This is a genomic window from Rhodococcus sp. DK176 (assembly GCF_038447315.2).
In the GTDB taxonomy this organism is placed as follows: Bacteria; Actinomycetota; Actinomycetes; order Mycobacteriales; family Mycobacteriaceae; genus Rhodococcus_F; species Rhodococcus_F jostii_A.
Genome location: NZ_CP118321.2, coordinates 1591338 through 1606295 on the forward strand (window position 1 = coordinate 1591338; position 14958 = coordinate 1606295).

Here is a 14958-nt window from a genome sequence, read left to right on the forward strand (position 1 = left end):
TGGTCCTGCGGCGTGGTGGGCGTGGGCGCCACCACTACGCCAGCTCGAGGGCAGACGCGACAGCGACAGGATCGACCGGGATCGGTTGAACCTCAGGCATACCCGCCAGCGCCGTGTCGGGGTCCTTGAGACCGTTGCCGGTGACCGTGCACACGACGGTCAGGCCCGAGTCCAGCCAGCCCTCCTTGCGGGCGGCGAGCAGACCCGCGACGCTCGCGGCCGAGGCGGGTTCGACGAACACCCCTTCGGTCCTGGCGATCAGCCGGTACGCCTCGAGGATCTCGTCGTCGGTCGCGGCCCGGAAGGCGCCGTGCGACTCTTCCTTGGCGGTGACCGCACCGTTCCAGGACGCGGGCGAGCCGATGCGGATCGCGGTCGCGATCGTCTCCGGGTCCTTCACCGGTGCGCCGTGGACGAGCGGTGCGGCGCCGGCGGCCTGGACACCGAGCATGCGGGGCTTCACGCTGGTGAGTCCGTCCGCGTAGTACTCGGAGTACCCGCGCCAGTACGCGGTGATGTTGCCCGCGTTGCCGACCGGGAGCGCGTGCACGTCGGGGGCCTTGCCCAGGGCGTCGCAGATCTCGAATGCCGCGGTCTTCTGGCCCTCGATACGGACCGGGTTGACCGAGTTCACGAGCCCGATCGTGGGGAACTCCGCGGTGGTCTTGCGGGCCAGTTCGAGGCAGTCGTCGAAGTTGCCCTGCACCTGGATGATCCGCGCGCCGTGCATGACGGCCTGCGCGAGCTTGCCCATCGCGATCTTGCCCTGCGGCACCAGCACGGCGCAGGTCATCTTCGCCTTCGCGGCGTACGCGGCGGCGGAAGCGGACGTGTTACCCGTGGACGCACACAGGACGGCCTGCTGACCGCGGGCCAGCGCGTCGGTGACGGCCATCGTCATGCCGCGGTCCTTGAACGAACCGGTCGGGTTGAGCCCCTCGACCTTCAGGTAGACGTCGCAACCGGTGAGCTCCGACAGGTGCCCGGCGGGCAGCAGCGGGGTGCCGCCCTCGCGCAGGGTGACCGTCTTCCAGTTCGGTCCGATGGCGAGGCGGTCGCGGTAAGCCTCGATCAGCCCCGGCCAGGGGGTGTGAACGGGGTTACGGGTGCCGGTCATTGTTCGGTGCCTTCCAGTCGCAGCACGCTGGTCACAGCGGTGACGAATTCGAGTTTGCTCAGTGCCTCAACGGTTTCCGACAGAGCAGAATCCGTCGCGACGTGGGTGACGACGACGAGGCGGGCCCCGTCGCCGGCGCCTTCCTGCCGCACGGTGGAGATGCTGACGCCGTGCTGCGAGAATTCGGCAGCGACCGCCGACAGGACCCCGGCCTTGTCCGCCACCTGCATGTTGACGTAGTACCGCGTGGGGATGTCGCCGATCGGCGCGATCTTCAGCTTGGCGTACTTGGACTCGCGGGGGCCGCGGCCGCCGTTCACCTTGTTGCGCGCGGCCATCACCAGGTCGCCCATCACGGCCGACGCGGTGGGGGCGCCGCCTGCGCCCTGGCCGTAGAACATGAGGCGCCCGGCGTTCTCCGCCTCGACGACGACGGCGTTGAATGCACCGTTGACCGAGGCCAGCGGATGTTCCAGCGGCACGAGCGCCGGGTAGACCCGCGCGGAAATCCGCTCCTTGCCCTCGGGGGTGGCGATCCGCTCGCAGATGGACAGCAGCTTGATCGTGCAGTCGAGTGCGCGAGCCGACGTCAGGTCGGCCGCGGTGATCTTGGAGATCCCCTCGCGGTACACGTCGGCGGCGGTGACCCGGGTGTGGAACGCGATCGACGCGAGGATGGCCGCCTTGGCCGCGGCGTCGTAACCCTCCACGTCGGCGGTCGGGTCGGCCTCGGCGTAACCCAGACGTCCGGCCTCGGCGAGGGTCGCGGCGTAGTCCGCGCCGGTCTCGTCCATCGCCGACAGGATGAAGTTGGTGGTTCCGTTCACGATTCCGGCGACCTTGTTCACCCGGTCACCGGCGAGGGACTGGATGAGCGGGCGGATCACGGGGATCGCACCGGCCACGGCGGCCTCGAAGTAGAGGTCGACGTTGTGCAGTTCCGCCGCCTCGGCCAGTTCACCGGTGTGATCGGCGAGCAGCGCCTTGTTGGCGGTGACGACGGACTTGCCGGAATTGAGCGCCGAGAGGATCAGCTTGCGGGGCAGGTCCATGCCGCCGATCACCTCGACGACGATGTCGACGTCGTCGCGGGCCACGAGGGACTCCGCGTCGGTGGTCTGCAACTCCTCGGGAATTCCGCGGTCCTTGCCGGGGCGGCGCACGGCCACTCCACGCAGTTCCAGCGGGGCACCGACGCGAGCCTCGAGGTCTTCGCTGTGCTCCCGCAGGATGCGCACCACCTCGCTCCCGACGTTGCCGAGGCCGAGGACGGCCACACCGATAGCGCGATGCGCCGATTCGCTCGTCACTCCTGTACCTCCAAGCTCAGCAGGTCTTCCACGGTTTCCCTCCGGAGGATCACGCGCGACTGTCCGTCGCGCACCGCCACCACGGCAGGGCGGGCGAGCAGGTTGTACCTGCTCGACATCGAATAGCAGTATGCACCGGTGGCCGCGACGGCGAGCAAATCGCCGGCGTCGATGTCCTCGGGCATCCAGGTGTCGCGGATCACGACGTCACCGGACTCGCAGTGCTTGCCGACGACACGGGACACCACCGGCGCCGCGTCGCTGACCCGCGAGACCAGTTTGGCCTCGTACTCCGCCTGGTACAGCGCGGTACGGATGTTGTCGCTCATTCCGCCGTCGACGCTGACGTACCGGCGGGTGAGGTTGGCGCCGACGGTGACGTCCTTGATGGTGCCGACCTCGTACAGCGTCACCGTGCCGGGTCCGGCGATCGCGCGTCCGGGTTCGACGGCCAGCGTCGGCTCGGGCAGACCGGCGAGCGCCGACTCGTTGCGCACGATGTCGCCGAGTTTGGCGGCGAGCTGATCGACCGGCGGCGGGTCGTCGGAGGGGACGTACGAGATTCCCATGCCACCACCGAGGTCGATGATCGAGATCTGGGCGGTCTTCTCCACACCGAACTCCGCGACGACGTCCCGCAGCAGCCCGATCACACGGTGCGCGGCCAACTCGAATCCGTCGACATCGAAGATCTGCGAACCGATGTGGCTGTGGAGACCTACCAGCCGCAGGTTGCCGGCGGCGAAGACCCGGCGGACCGCGTCGATCGCCTTTCCGCCCGCGAGCGAGAACCCGAACTTCTGGTCCTCGTGGGCCGTGGAGATGAACTCGTGGGTGTGCGCCTCGACTCCGACCGTCACGCGGATCAGAACGTCCTGCACCACACCGGCTTCGGCGGCCACCTTGTCGAGGCGGTCGATCTCCGTGGCGGAGTCGAGCACGATGTGCCCGACCCGGGCCGACACGGCGGCGTTCAGCTCGGCGACCGATTTGTTGTTGCCGTGCATGGCAATTCGCTCAGCCGGGAAGCCGGCGTGCAGGGCGACCGCCAGTTCGCCGCCCGACGCGACGTCCAGGGACAGGCCCTCGTCGGCGACCCAGCGGGCGATCTCGCCGCACAGGAACGCCTTGGACGCGTAGTGCACCTTGGCGGTGGGCCCGAACGCACGGGCCATGTCGCGGCAGCGGGACCGGAAATCGTCCTCGTCGACGACGAACAGTGGGGTGCCGTACTTCTCGGCCAGTTCGGTGACCGGGATGCCTGCCAGGCTGACGACCCCGTCCGCGCCGCGGTGGGCGTTGCGAGGCCACACCTCGGGCGAGAGTGCGGCGAACGCAGCCGCGTCGGCGGGACGTTCGGGCAGACCGGGTGCGTGCAGCTGTTCGGCGTGCTTGGGACCTGCGGGGTGCGCGTTCACATCTGCTCCGGTGCGCTGACGCCGAGCAGGGCGAGCCCGTTGGACAGGACCTGCCGGGACGCGTCGCACAGCGCCAGTCGCGCGATGTGCAGCGGGCCGACCTCCTCGTCGCCCTGGGGCAGGATCCGGCAGGCGCCGTAGAACCGGTGGTAGGCACCGGCCAGCTCCTCGAGATACCGCGCAATGCGGTGCGGCTCACGCAGATTCGCGGCACTGGTGACGACGCGCGGGTACTCGCCGAGGGTGCGGATCAGATCACCCTCCTGCTCCGAGACGAGCAGCGAGAAGTCGGGATCCGCGACGGCGATACCGAGGTCGGCGGCGTTGCGGGCGATGGCCGACAGGCGGGCATGTGCGTATTGCACGTAGTACACCGGATTCTCGTTGCCGGTGCTCGTCCACAGTTCGAGGTCGATGTCGATGCTCGAATCCACCGACGACCGGATCATCGCGTACCGCGACGCGTCGACGCCGATCGCCTCGACCAGGTCGTCGAGGGTGATGACCGTCCCGGCGCGCTTGCTCATCTTCACGGCGACGCCGTCGCGGACGAGGTTCACCATCTGGCCGATCAGCACCTCGACGGTGTCGGGGTCGTCGCCGAACGCGGCCGCGGCCGCCTTGAGCCGGCCGATGTACCCGTGGTGGTCGGCACCGAGCATGTAGATGCACAGGTCGAAGCCGCGGGAGCGCTTGTCCTGGAAGTAGGCGATGTCACCGGCGATGTACGCCGCGTTGCCGTCGCTCTTGATGACGACACGGTCCTTGTCGTCGCCGAAGTCGGTGCTCTTGAGCCACCAGGCGCCGTCCTCCTGGAAGAGGTTGCCGGAGTCCTTGAGCGTCTCGACGGCCTTCTCCACCGCACCGGACTCGAACAGCGAGTTCTCGTGGAAGTAGACGTCGAAGTCGACACCGAACTCGTGCAGGGTGCGCTTGATGTGGGCGAACATCAGGTCGACGCCGATGGCGCGGAACACTTCCTGCTGCTCGCCCGCGGGCAGTTCCAGCACGTCGGGGCGCTGGGACTGCACCTGGGCGGCGATGTCGGCGATGTACGCGCCCGCGTAACCGTCCTCGGGGGCGGGTTCGCCCTTGGCGGCCGCGATCAGCGAGCGGGAGAACCGGTCGATCTGGGCGCCGTGGTCGTTGAAGTAGTACTCGCGGGTGACTGCCGCGCCCTGGGTGGACAGGATCCGGCCCAGCGCGTCGCCCACCGCGGCCCAGCGCGTTCCACCGAGGTGGATGGGCCCGGTCGGGTTGGCGGAGACGAACTCGAGGTTGATCCGCTTGCCGTCGAGCGTGTGGCCGGACCCGAAGGCGGCGCCCTCGTCGAGGATCTTCGCGACGATCGCGCCCTGCGCGTCGGCGGCCAGGCGGATGTTGAGGAAGCCCGGGCCTGCGATGTCGGCGCTGTCGATGCCCTCGGCCGCGGTCAGCGCCTCGGCGAGCCAGCCGGCCAGCTCACGCGGGTTGGTACCGACCTTCTTGGCCACCTGCATCGCGACGTTGGTGGCGTAATCGCCGTGCTCGGGATTGCGCGGACGCTCGACCGTGAGAGTTTCGGGAAGCACGGACACGTCGAGTCCGCGTTCGTCGAGCACTTTCGCGGCGGTTCCGCGGAGCAGTTCGGCAAGGTCAGCTGGAGTCACAGGTATCTATCCTATGGCCAACGTGTCCCGGGCGGTGATCCGCCTTGCCGCGAGTCCCGTCGCGGGCCCGGCGACCGCCGGCGAGCGTGGCCGCGGCCACTCTCCCAGGTTGCGCTCAGGGTGGGAAAGTACAGTGGTGTCGCCCTGAGTCCCGGCCCTCAGCTTCCGGTTGCCGGGGGTCGAGCGCCCGTAACCCTCACACCGAAAGATCACAATCGATGCCAAGCGGTTCGGAAAGTCGCGGTCCCGATAAGAACTCGGGCGCGAAGTCGGCGAAGGCCATCAAGGCCGCCAAGAAGAAGAGCGGCGGCGCGAAAGTCAAGGGTGGCGCGTCCGCTCCGCGGAGCATCCCCTGGCTGACGATCGGCGCCGGAGCTGCCGTTCTCGCACTCGTGGCGGTCCTCGCGATCAACCTGGTCCCCAAGTACCAGGCCAAGGAAGAGGCCGCGAAGTACGCGCCGAGCGCCGAAAATCCCGACCCGTCGGTCAACATCGACGGCGTCGTCAAGGTCGACTACCCGGCCGGCATCCACATCCAGCCGACGCAGCGCGTCGCGTACGACCAGTCGCCCCCGTTCGGCGGCCCCCACGACGCAATCTGGGCGACGTGCACCGGCACGGTCTACCCGAACGCGATCCGCACCGAGAACGCCGTGCACTCGCTCGAGCACGGCGCCGTGTGGATCGCCTACAACCCGGACGAGCTGTCCGCCGACCAGGTCGAGACGCTGAAGGACAAGGTGGACGGCGAGACGTACACGCTGCTCTCGCCGTACCCGGGCCTCGACAGCCCGGTCTCGCTGCAGTCGTGGGGCCACCAGCTGAAGCTGGACAGCGTCGACGACGAGCGCATCGACCAGTTCATCACCGCGTTGCGGATCAACAAGAACACCTACCCGGAGGTCGGTGCGAGCTGCTCGTCCATCCCGGGCTCCGGTTTCGACCCGGACAACCCGCCGCCGTTCGACCCGAGCACACCCGGCGCGGACGCGGTCCCGATGGACGGTGGCGGCATCAGCCCCGACCAGTCGGAATCCGGTGGTGCGGGAGCGCAGCTGCCCAGCGGCATGCAGCTCCCGAGCGACCTGCAGCTGCCGTCCGATCTGCAGCAGGCGCCGGCCGAGGGTGGCAATGGCTAGTCCTGCCGAACCCGCAGACGATCCAGCCCCGTCCCGGCCCAGTCAGCGAACAGCGCTGCTGGTCATCGGGTTGATCGGCGCCATCGCGCTCGGATTCGCGCTCGGGTTCCTCGCCCGGCTTCCGCTCGAGGACACCGGCGCCCCGGTCCCCGAGGCAGGTTCCGTCGATGTCGGATTCGCGCAGGACATGAGCGTGCACCACAGCCAGGCGGTGGAGATGTCGGCGATCGCGCTGCCGGGCGCCACCGACCCGGCAGTGCGCGGCCTCGCGTACGACATTCTCACCACGCAGCAGAATCAGCTCGGGCAGATGCAGGGCTGGCTCGCGTTGTGGGATCAGCCGGCGCTGCCGTCCGGCGGTTACATGGGCTGGATGGAATCCGAGCACTCCGACGGTCACGACCACGGGGCCGCCGACAGCGGGCACATGGGTTCGATGTCGAAGATGCCGGGCATGGCGTCCTCGGAGGACATGGCCGCGCTGCGTCAGGCCACCGGACCGGCTGTCGACGTCCTGTACCTGCAGCTGATGCTGCGCCACCACCAGGGCGGGCTCCCGATGATGGAGTACGCGGCCCAGCACGCGTCGGAGGACGCGGTGCGCTCTCTCGCGCAAACGATGGTGGACACGCAGCAGAGCGAATCGACGGTGATGACGAACATGCTCACCGCGAAGGGCGCCGCTCCCCTCCCGATGAACTGACCTCCGGCTTCACGACCACGTCCAGTCGCGCACCTCGGGCATGTCCTCGAGGTGCGCGACGACGTATTCGCCGTGCCGTTCGAGTTGCCGGAGGCAGAAGTCGGCCAATTCCCCGGCACCGGACGGTTCCCTCCGCGTGCGTCGCAGCGCCTCGAGGACCAGGTGATAGCGGCTCATACGGTTGAGCACGACCATGTCGAACGGGGTGGTCGTGGTGCCCTGTTCGCTGAAGCCGCGAACGTGGAAACGGTCCGGGGTGGGACGCCCGTGGATCAGCTCGTGGACGGCGCGCGAGTACCCGTGGAACGCGAACACCACGTCCGTGTCCGCGGTGAACAGGTCCAGGAACATGCGCTCGTCGAATCCGTGCGGATGTTCCGTGGGTGTGAGCAACCCCATCAGGTCGACGACGTTGACCACCCGGGTGACCAGTTCCGGCGTGTGCTCGCGCAGCAACTGCGCCGCCGCCAGGATCTCCTGGGTCGGAACGTCCCCGGCGGCCGCGAGCACGACGTCCAGGTCGGCGCCCGCCGCGGCTTCCGTCCCCGCCCACGCCCACACCGACGCCCCGGCCGCGCAGTGTGCGTGCGCCTCCGCGAGGGTCAGGTACTGCAGGTGCGGCTGCTTGTCGACGACGATGAGGTTGACGTGATCGGTGCTGCGGAGGCAGTGGTCGGAGATGGACAGCAGAGTGTTCGAGTCCGGTGGCAGCCAGATCCGGACGACGTCCGGTGCGAGCGGGATGACGGCGTCGATCATGCCCGGCCCTTGATGACTGAACCCGTTGTGGTCGTTGCGCCAGCAGGTGCTGGTCAGCAGGACGTTCAGCGACGCCACCGGCGCCCGCCACGGCAGATCCACCGCATGCTGCAACCACTTCGTGTGCTGGATGAGCATCGACACGCTCACCATCGCGAACGCCTCGTAGCTGGCGAACAGCCCGTGCCGCCCCGACAGCAGATACCCCTCGAGCCATCCCTCGCAGAGGTGCTCGCTGAGCACCTCCATCACCCGGCCGCGGGCCGACAGCCCGTCGTCGTGGTCGGTGACCGGCAGCTGCCAGCAGCGGTCGGTCACCTCGAACACGGCGCCCAACCGGTTGCTGGACGTTTCGTCCGGGCAGAACAGCCGGAAGTAGCCGCCGCCGTCGGGCGTGGTGGTGGCGGCGTACAGGTCGCGGAGCAGTTCCCCGAGCACCCGGGTGGTCTCGTGGTGGGTGGTGCCGGGTTTCTCGATCGCAAGCGCGTACTTCTCCAGCGGCGGCACGGGAAGATCCGCACGCAGGCGGCCGCCGTTCGCGTACGGCGACGATCCCATCCGCTTGTCGCCCTGCGGCGCCAGCCGCTCGAGGTCCGCAAAGAGTGCGCCGGACGAGTCGAACAGTGCGTCCGGGCGGTACGACCGCATCCACTCCTCGAGCTGACGCAGGTGCGCCTCGTCGGTCCGCACCCCCGACAGCGGAACCTGATGGGCCCAGTGCGTGCCCTCGACGAGCACGCCGTCGACGGTCCGCGGCCCGGTCCAGCCCTTCGGAGTGCGCAGCACGATCGCCGGCCACTTGGCGGCGCTGCGCCTGCCGGCCCGCGCCTCCCGCTGAAGGTCGGAGATCGCGGTGTGCGCGTCGGTGAGTGCGCGATGCAGCGCCGGGAAGACCTGCCGCGGGTCGTCGCCGGAGACGACGGTCGGCGCCCACCCCTGACCGCCGAGGAATGCCTCGATGTCCGCGTCGCTGCTGCGGCCGTAGACGGTGGGCCCGGCGATCTTCGCTCCGTTGACGTGCAGGATCGGCAACACCGCACCGTCGCGTTCCGGATTGAGGAAGGCGGGGAGTTTCCACGAACCGGACAGCGGTCCCGTCTCTGCCTCGCCGTCTCCGATCACGCACGCCACCAACAGATTCGGGTGATCGAACGCCGCCCCGGCGGCATGCGCGAGGGCGTAGCCGAGCTCGCCGCCCTCGTGGATGCTGCCCGGTGTCTGCACACTGACGTGACTCGGGATGCCACCCGGGGTCGAGAACTGCCGGCAGAGCCGGTGGATACCCGCTGCGTCGCGGGACACGCCCGGATACACCTCCGAGTACGTCCCCTCCAGGTACGTGGCGGCGACGAGCGCCGGACCACCGTGTCCGGGACCCGTCACGTAGAGACAATCGGTGTCGGTCCGGCGGATGAGACGGTTCAGCAGGGCGTAGATCATCGACAGACCCGGGCTCGTCCCCCAGTGCCCGAGCAGCCGGGGTTTGATGTGTTCCGGGCGCAGCGGCTCACGCAGAAGCGCGTTGTCCTGCAGGTAGATCTGCGCGACCGTCAGATAGTTGGCCGCCGCCCACCACCGCAGGTCCAGCTCGAGGTCGGAATCGGAATAGTGCCCGTCGGGGTCCTGCGACCCCAACTGCGGTCCATCGGTCATTCTCGACGCCTCCCCGGGAGTTCGCGAGCGTCCACGTCCTCCCGACACTAGGCGTGTCCGGGCCGCTACCGGGGCGAGTCCACGAAGTAGGGGGACCGATTTGGTCGATCCCACTACCCATGCGCTACGATTGGCCAGCCCAATCGGCACACCGGTTTTCCGGTGCGCCCCCGTAGCTCAGGGGATAGAGCGTTCGCCTCCGGAGCGAAAGGTCGCAGGTTCGAATCCTGCCGGGGGCACCACGAGAAACTGGGTCGCCTGTCGCGGCGCAGTCTTTCTCTCTGGTGCTACCAGTCTTCCCCGAGTGATCTCCTCGGGCTTTGTCGAGAGCTGCAGCCGCGCCGGCAGATGCCGCGCGCCCACCGATCGAACGCTGGCCTCCTCCATTGCGGGTTCCGCGGTAAGAACTCTCTGCCGAAGACTCTCTCCGGCAGTGTCGACCAAGGGACACCCCTGTGCAGCAACACCGCTCTCATCCACTCACCCTCGGCGTCGTCGCGCGTTCGAGTAAGCCCGACGAACGCCGGCTCCCGATCCATCCGCTCCACTTCGACCGGATCGACCCCGACCTCCGTGGCCGCATCCACCTCGAGTACGGCTACGGCGAGCCCTTCGGTGTCTCCGACGAGCAGCTGGCCCGCTCGGTGGGCGGGCTGCGCACCCGGGAGCAGCTGATCGAGCACTCCGACGTCCTCCTGCTGCCCAAACCTCTCGCGAAGGATCTGGCGGACCTGCGCGACGGCCAGATCCTGTGGGGGTGGCCGCACTGCGTCCAGGACACGGAGCTCACCCAGGTGGCCGTCGATCGCCACCTCACGTTGATCGCGTTCGAGGCCATGAACCACTGGAGCGTCGAGGGGTCGTTCCAGCTCCATGTCTTCCACAAGAACAACGAACTTGCCGGATACAGCTCGGTGCTGCACGCCCTGTCGATCGCGGGTTCGACCGGCGACTACGGCCGCCGCCTGCGCGCCGTGGTGCTCGGCTTCGGTGCCACCGCTCGCGGCGCCGTCACCGCGTTGAACGCCTTGGGCATCCACGACGTCCACGTCGTCACGCAACGCGGGGTCACCGCCGTGAGCTCGCCGATCCACTCGGCTGAGATCGTGCAGTTCGATCACGACGACGCCGATCCGCGCCGCAGCCACGTCACCACGGACGAGGGCCGGATGCCGCTCGCCGGGTTCCTCGCCCGGCACGACATCATCGTCAACTGCGTCCTGCAGGACACGGAATCGCCGCTGACGTTCCTGATCGACTCGGACATCGAGACCCTCCTGCCCGGCAGCCTCGTCGTCGACGTGTCCTGCGACCAGGGAATGGGCTTCAGCTGGGCCCGGCCGACGTCGTTCGCCGATCCGACGTTCATGATCAGTGAGAACGTCCGCTACTACGCGGTCGACCACAGCCCGTCCTACCTGTGGAATTCGGCGACCTGGGAGATCAGCGAGGCCCTGCTCCCCCATCTGGGGACGGTCCTCGACGGACCCGCCGCCTGGGACCGCAGCGACACGATCCGGCGGGCCGTCGAGATCCGTGACGGAGTCGTGCAGAACCCCCGAATCCTGTCGTTCCAGCACCGCGCGGCGGACTACCCGCACCCGGTCGTCGCCTGATCGACTGGACGAACGGGACGCTCGTTCGATCTGACGCAACGAGCGTCCCGTTCGTCCGGGATGGCGGCGGGTTCAGGCCGGGGTGCTGCGGCGCATTTCGCGTCGGAGGATCTTTCCGCTGGCCGTCTTGGGTAGTTCGTCGACGATTTCGACGCGCCTCGGGGCCTTGTAGCTCGCCAGCCGCTCCCGGCAGTACTCGACGAGGTCGTCCGTCTCGGCCGTCTGCCCGGGGCGGAGGCTGACGAACGCGGCGACGGTCTCGCCGCGGTAGCTGTCCGGCTCCCCGACGACGGCGGCCTCCCGGACCGCGGGATGCCGGTAGAGGACGTCCTCGACCTCGCGGGGCCAGACCTTGAACCCGGACGCGTTGATCATGTCCTTCTTGCGGTCGACGACGTACACCCAGCCCTGGGCGTCCATGAATCCCACGTCGCCGGTGAGCAGCCGGCCGCCGGGCAGCGACTGCGCCGTGGCGTCGGGTTTGTTCCAGTACGCGGGCACGACCATCGGCCCGTCGACGGCGATCTCCCCGACCTCGAGTGGGTCGAGATCCTGCCCGTCCTCCCCCACGATCCGGATCACGGCGGAGGGAAGGGGCAGGCCGATCGCCAGCGTGCCCGACGACGGATCGACCGGCGCCTCCAGGTTCGGCGGGACGACGACGCAGGGCGCGCTGGTCTCGGTGAGCCCGTAGCCGTTGCGGATGTACTTTCCGGTCAGCTCCCGGAACCGTTCGACGATGGCAGGGGGCAGCGGGGCGCCACCGGACATCACGGCCTCCAGCGAGGCGAAGCGCTCACCGGAGAAGTCGGGGTGGGCCATCAGCGCCATATAGGCGGTGGACGGGCCGACCATGAACACCGGCCGCTCCCGCTCGAGGGCGTCGAGCACCACCCCTGCCTCGAACCGGTATGCGAGGATCAGCGGCGACGCCAGGTCGATCGCGGTGAGCAGCTGGCACACCATGCCCGTGATGTGGAACAGCGGCGCGAGCGCGAAGATCGGCGAACCGGCGGGCTTGCTCTCGTACAGGCGCAGGATGGAACTGTTGACGGTGAGATTCCGATGGGTGTTGGTCGCTCCCTTGGGGACTCCACTCGTTCCGGACGTGTAGGACACGAGCGCGACGTCGTCCGGGACCAGACCGGGATCCGGCACGTCGGCTCCCGCGCACGCCCGCGCCACCTCGAGCAGGTCCGGCACGCCCTGGGCGCGCACCCGGGTCACGCCCCCGAACACCCGTGGGTCGTCCGACGTCTGGATGTCGAGTTCGCTTGCGGTCATCGCGATCCGCACACCCGCGGCGGACGCCCGCTCCGCCACCCGATCGGCCCACGCGTTCTCGCTGCACACGATCGCGGTGACTCCGGCGTCGGTGAGGATGTGGGAGAGCTCGTCCCGGTACATCGGGTTCAGCGGGACGACGACACCGCCCGCCTTCCACGTGCCGAGCAACGCGAGCACGAACTGCGGGACGTTCTGCAGGTAGATGGCGAGCCGGTCGCCCTTCCCGAACCCGTTCTCGGCGAGGTAGGCGGCCACACCGTCGCTGAGTTCGTCGACCGCGCGGTAGTCGAGGGTGCCGCCGAGGTACCGGATGGCCGGCCCGTCCGGGGCGGATTCGACCGCGGCCGAGAACATGTCGAGCGCTGTCCGCGCGGGGATCTCCCCCACGGAACGTGTGTTCTCGTCGTACCGTTCCATCCAGGGTCTGTCGTCGTACCAGCTCATCGCCGCCGTGCCGCCTCTCGCTCGTTCCGTGTTCCGACTGTCTGACGTGCTGTTCAGCGTGTTCCCGAGATCCCGCCGTCGACGGGGACGACGGTGCCGGTGAGGTAGGCCCCGGCGCGCGAGGAGAGGAAGATCGCGGCGCCGGCGACGTCTTCCGGTGTGCCGACCCGGCCGAGCGGGACCGATCTCTCGACCGCTTCCTTGCGCTCCGGGTCGTCGAGGACGAACGCCATCATCTTGCTCGGGAACGGTCCGGGGGCAATGACATTGACGGTGATCCGCTCGGCAGCCAGCGTCGCTGCGAGCTTGCGGGTGAGCATGTGGACCGCGGCCTTGCTCGCCCCGTACGAGAAGTTCTCGCTACCCGACACCACGAGTCCGTCGATCGACCCGATGTTGATCACCCGGGCCGGGTCACCGTCCGTCGCCGCGGCCCGCAGACTCGGCAGCAACGCCTGGGTGAGCATGAACACGCCCTTGACGTTGATGTCGAAGATCTTGTCGAAACCGGCGGCGGGGAAATCGTCGACCGACGCACCCCACGTTGCTCCGGCATTGTTCACCAGGACGTCCAGTCGGGGTGACACCTCGGCGACCCGCGCGACGAGCCCCTCGATCCCCTCCTCGGTGGACAGGTCGGCGGGGTGTGCGTGACACGTCCCCGGCCCGGCGGCGGACAGTTCGGCCGCGGCCTTCTCGCATGCCTCGGCCTTGCGGGCGGAGATGATCACGGTCGCCCCGGCGAGGACGAATCCCTGTGCGATCATCCGGCCGATACCCCGCGAACCTCCGGTGACCACCACGGTCTTGCCCGCGACGTCGAACAGTGAACCTATGTCCATGTGCGTTCCCTTCAGGGTTGGAAGACGAGGCGGCCGACGGTGCTGCCGTCACCGAGACGGCCGATGCCGTCGGCCACGTCCGCGAGCGAGAGCCGCTCGCTGATGAGCGGCGTGATCGCACCGGAGTCGGCGAGCCGGGTCAGTTCCGCGTGGCAGTCGGCGATCGCCTGCTGGTTGTACTGCTTGTACAGACCCCAGTGCAGTCCGATGATCGAGTAGTTCTTGATCAGGGCGTGATTGAGGCCGGGTGTCGGGATGGTGCCGCCGGCGAAACCGATGATCAGGATCCGGCCTTCGAACGCGATGCACTTGGTGGACTTCGCGTAGGCGTCGCCGCCGACCGGGTCGTAGACGACGTCCGCGCCGCGTCCGCCGGTGAATTCCTTGACCAGCGGAACGAAATCGTCGGTGTGCCGGTCGATCACCAGATCCGCCCCCAGCCGGCGGCAGTACTCGACCTTGTCGGCGCCGCCGACGACGCCGATCACCTTCGCTCCCGCGGCCTTGCCCAATTGCACTGCGGCGCTGCCCACTCCGCCCGCGGCGGCATGGACGAGCAGCGTCTCCCCCGGCTTCAGTTGGGTGCGCCGGTGGAGAGCGAACCAGCTCGTCTGGTAGCCGATGCTCAACGCCGACGCCTCGGCGTCGTCGAGCGCGGACGGTGCGGCGAACGTGTTGGCCTCGTCCATCACCGCCAGCTGAGCGAATCCGCCGCCGGGAAGGTTGGGGTTGCCGATCACCCGGTCGCCGACGGCGAAGCGGGTCACGCCGTCACCGACCTCCAGCACCTCGCCGCACAGCTCGACTCCGGGTGTGAACGGCAGCGGTGGCTTGATCTGGTATTCGCCGCGGCACAGCAGCACGTCGGGGAAGTTCGCCGGTGCGGCGAGAACCTTCACCAGCACCTGGCCGGGGCCTGCTGTCGGGTCCGGGACCTCCTCGAGTTGCAGCGCGGTGCGCGGCTCGCCGAGTTCGTGGACACGCCATGCCTTCATGGATTGCTTCCTGACTGTCGGTGATG

11 protein-coding genes and 1 tRNA gene are annotated in these 14958 nt (G+C 68.7%); 4 read left to right on the forward strand and 8 right to left on the reverse strand.

Going from position 1 to position 14958, the window contains the following annotated elements:
• Window positions 1-34: 34 nt before the first annotated feature.
• Genes thrC through argS form a run of 4 tightly spaced genes read right to left on the reverse strand, consistent with a single transcriptional unit; the run spans window position 35 to window position 5494 of the window.
• Window positions 35-1117 (reverse strand): threonine synthase, encoded by a 1083-nt coding sequence (gene thrC, locus PSR88_RS07520; protein WP_005252945.1) that lies wholly within the window; start codon window positions 1115-1117, stop codon window positions 35-37.
• Window positions 1114-2427, reverse strand: a complete 1314-nt coding sequence (locus tag PSR88_RS07525) for a homoserine dehydrogenase (protein ID WP_016883076.1) — start codon at window positions 2425-2427, stop codon at window positions 1114-1116. The genes thrC and PSR88_RS07525 overlap by 4 nt, the downstream gene beginning before the upstream one ends.
• Window positions 2424-3845, reverse strand: coding sequence for a diaminopimelate decarboxylase (gene lysA, locus PSR88_RS07530; RefSeq protein WP_009474180.1), 1422 nt, complete (start codon window positions 3843-3845; stop codon window positions 2424-2426). Before lysA ends, PSR88_RS07525 begins: the two co-directional genes overlap by 4 nt.
• Window positions 3842-5494 carry an arginine--tRNA ligase gene (gene argS / locus PSR88_RS07535; RefSeq protein WP_009474181.1) on the reverse strand — a complete coding sequence of 551 codons (1653 nt, stop codon included), beginning with the start codon at window positions 5492-5494 and terminating at the stop codon, window positions 3842-3844. The genes lysA and argS overlap by 4 nt, the downstream gene beginning before the upstream one ends.
• A gap of 218 nt (window positions 5495-5712) precedes the next feature.
• Here argS and PSR88_RS07540 point away from each other — a divergent pair, with 218 nt between their 5' ends.
• Together PSR88_RS07540 and PSR88_RS07545 are read left to right on the forward strand one after the other, a co-directional pair.
• Complete coding sequence (locus tag PSR88_RS07540; RefSeq protein WP_009474182.1) at window positions 5713-6633, forward strand: DUF3105 domain-containing protein; 921 nt, start codon at window positions 5713-5715, stop codon at window positions 6631-6633.
• On the forward strand, window positions 6626-7336 hold the full coding sequence (locus PSR88_RS07545; RefSeq protein WP_029539441.1) for a DUF305 domain-containing protein: 711 nt from the start codon (window positions 6626-6628) through the stop codon (window positions 7334-7336). Before PSR88_RS07540 ends, PSR88_RS07545 begins: the two co-directional genes overlap by 8 nt.
• A 9-nt stretch (window positions 7337-7345) precedes the next feature.
• Here the strand turns inward: PSR88_RS07545 and PSR88_RS07550 are convergent, their stop codons facing one another.
• The gene (locus PSR88_RS07550; RefSeq protein WP_029539440.1) at window positions 7346-9748 is read right to left on the reverse strand and encodes a phosphoketolase; all 2403 of its coding nucleotides are present in this window, start codon (window positions 9746-9748) and stop codon (window positions 7346-7348) included.
• Between the two features lie 166 nt (window positions 9749-9914).
• Between PSR88_RS07550 and PSR88_RS07555 the strand changes: the two genes are divergently transcribed.
• A tRNA-Arg gene (locus PSR88_RS07555) sits at window positions 9915-9990 on the forward strand.
• A gap of 213 nt (window positions 9991-10203) precedes the next feature.
• On the forward strand, window positions 10204-11364 hold the full coding sequence (locus PSR88_RS07560; protein ID WP_009474185.1) for a N(5)-(carboxyethyl)ornithine synthase: 1161 nt from the start codon (window positions 10204-10206) through the stop codon (window positions 11362-11364).
• 72 nt (window positions 11365-11436) lie between these two features.
• Here PSR88_RS07560 and PSR88_RS07565 read toward each other — a convergent pair whose 3' ends face one another.
• The 3 genes from PSR88_RS07565 to PSR88_RS07575 are packed head-to-tail and all read right to left on the reverse strand — an operon-like array spanning window position 11437 to window position 14932.
• The gene (locus tag PSR88_RS07565; RefSeq protein WP_011594482.1) at window positions 11437-13095 is read right to left on the reverse strand and encodes an AMP-binding protein; all 1659 of its coding nucleotides are present in this window, start codon (window positions 13093-13095) and stop codon (window positions 11437-11439) included.
• A gap of 53 nt (window positions 13096-13148) precedes the next feature.
• On the reverse strand, window positions 13149-13937 hold the full coding sequence (locus PSR88_RS07570; protein WP_011594483.1) for a RhlG family 3-oxoacyl-ACP reductase: 789 nt from the start codon (window positions 13935-13937) through the stop codon (window positions 13149-13151).
• A gap of 11 nt (window positions 13938-13948) precedes the next feature.
• Window positions 13949-14932, reverse strand: coding sequence for an NADPH:quinone oxidoreductase family protein (locus PSR88_RS07575; RefSeq protein WP_009474188.1), 984 nt, complete (start codon window positions 14930-14932; stop codon window positions 13949-13951).
• Between the last annotated feature and the right edge of the window lie 26 nt (window positions 14933-14958).

Excerpts from the sequence above, each read along its gene's own strand:
- PSR88_RS07550 (WP_029539440.1), bottom strand. The coding sequence starts at position 9,748 with ATGACCGATGGACCGCAGTTGGGGTCGCAGGACCCCGACGGGCACTAT.
- PSR88_RS07565 (WP_011594482.1), bottom strand. The coding sequence starts at position 13,095 with ATGAGCTGGTACGACGACAGACCCTGGATGGAACGGTACGACGAGAAC.
- PSR88_RS07570 (WP_011594483.1), bottom strand. The coding sequence starts at position 13,937 with ATGGACATAGGTTCACTGTTCGACGTCGCGGGCAAGACCGTGGTGGTC.
- PSR88_RS07575 (WP_009474188.1), bottom strand. The coding sequence starts at position 14,932 with ATGAAGGCATGGCGTGTCCACGAACTCGGCGAGCCGCGCACCGCGCTG.
- PSR88_RS07545 (WP_029539441.1), top strand. The coding sequence starts at position 6,626 with ATGGCTAGTCCTGCCGAACCCGCAGACGATCCAGCCCCGTCCCGGCCC.
- thrC (WP_005252945.1), bottom strand. The coding sequence starts at position 1,117 with ATGACCGGCACCCGTAACCCCGTTCACACCCCCTGGCCGGGGCTGATC.
- PSR88_RS07540 (WP_009474182.1), top strand. The coding sequence starts at position 5,713 with ATGCCAAGCGGTTCGGAAAGTCGCGGTCCCGATAAGAACTCGGGCGCG.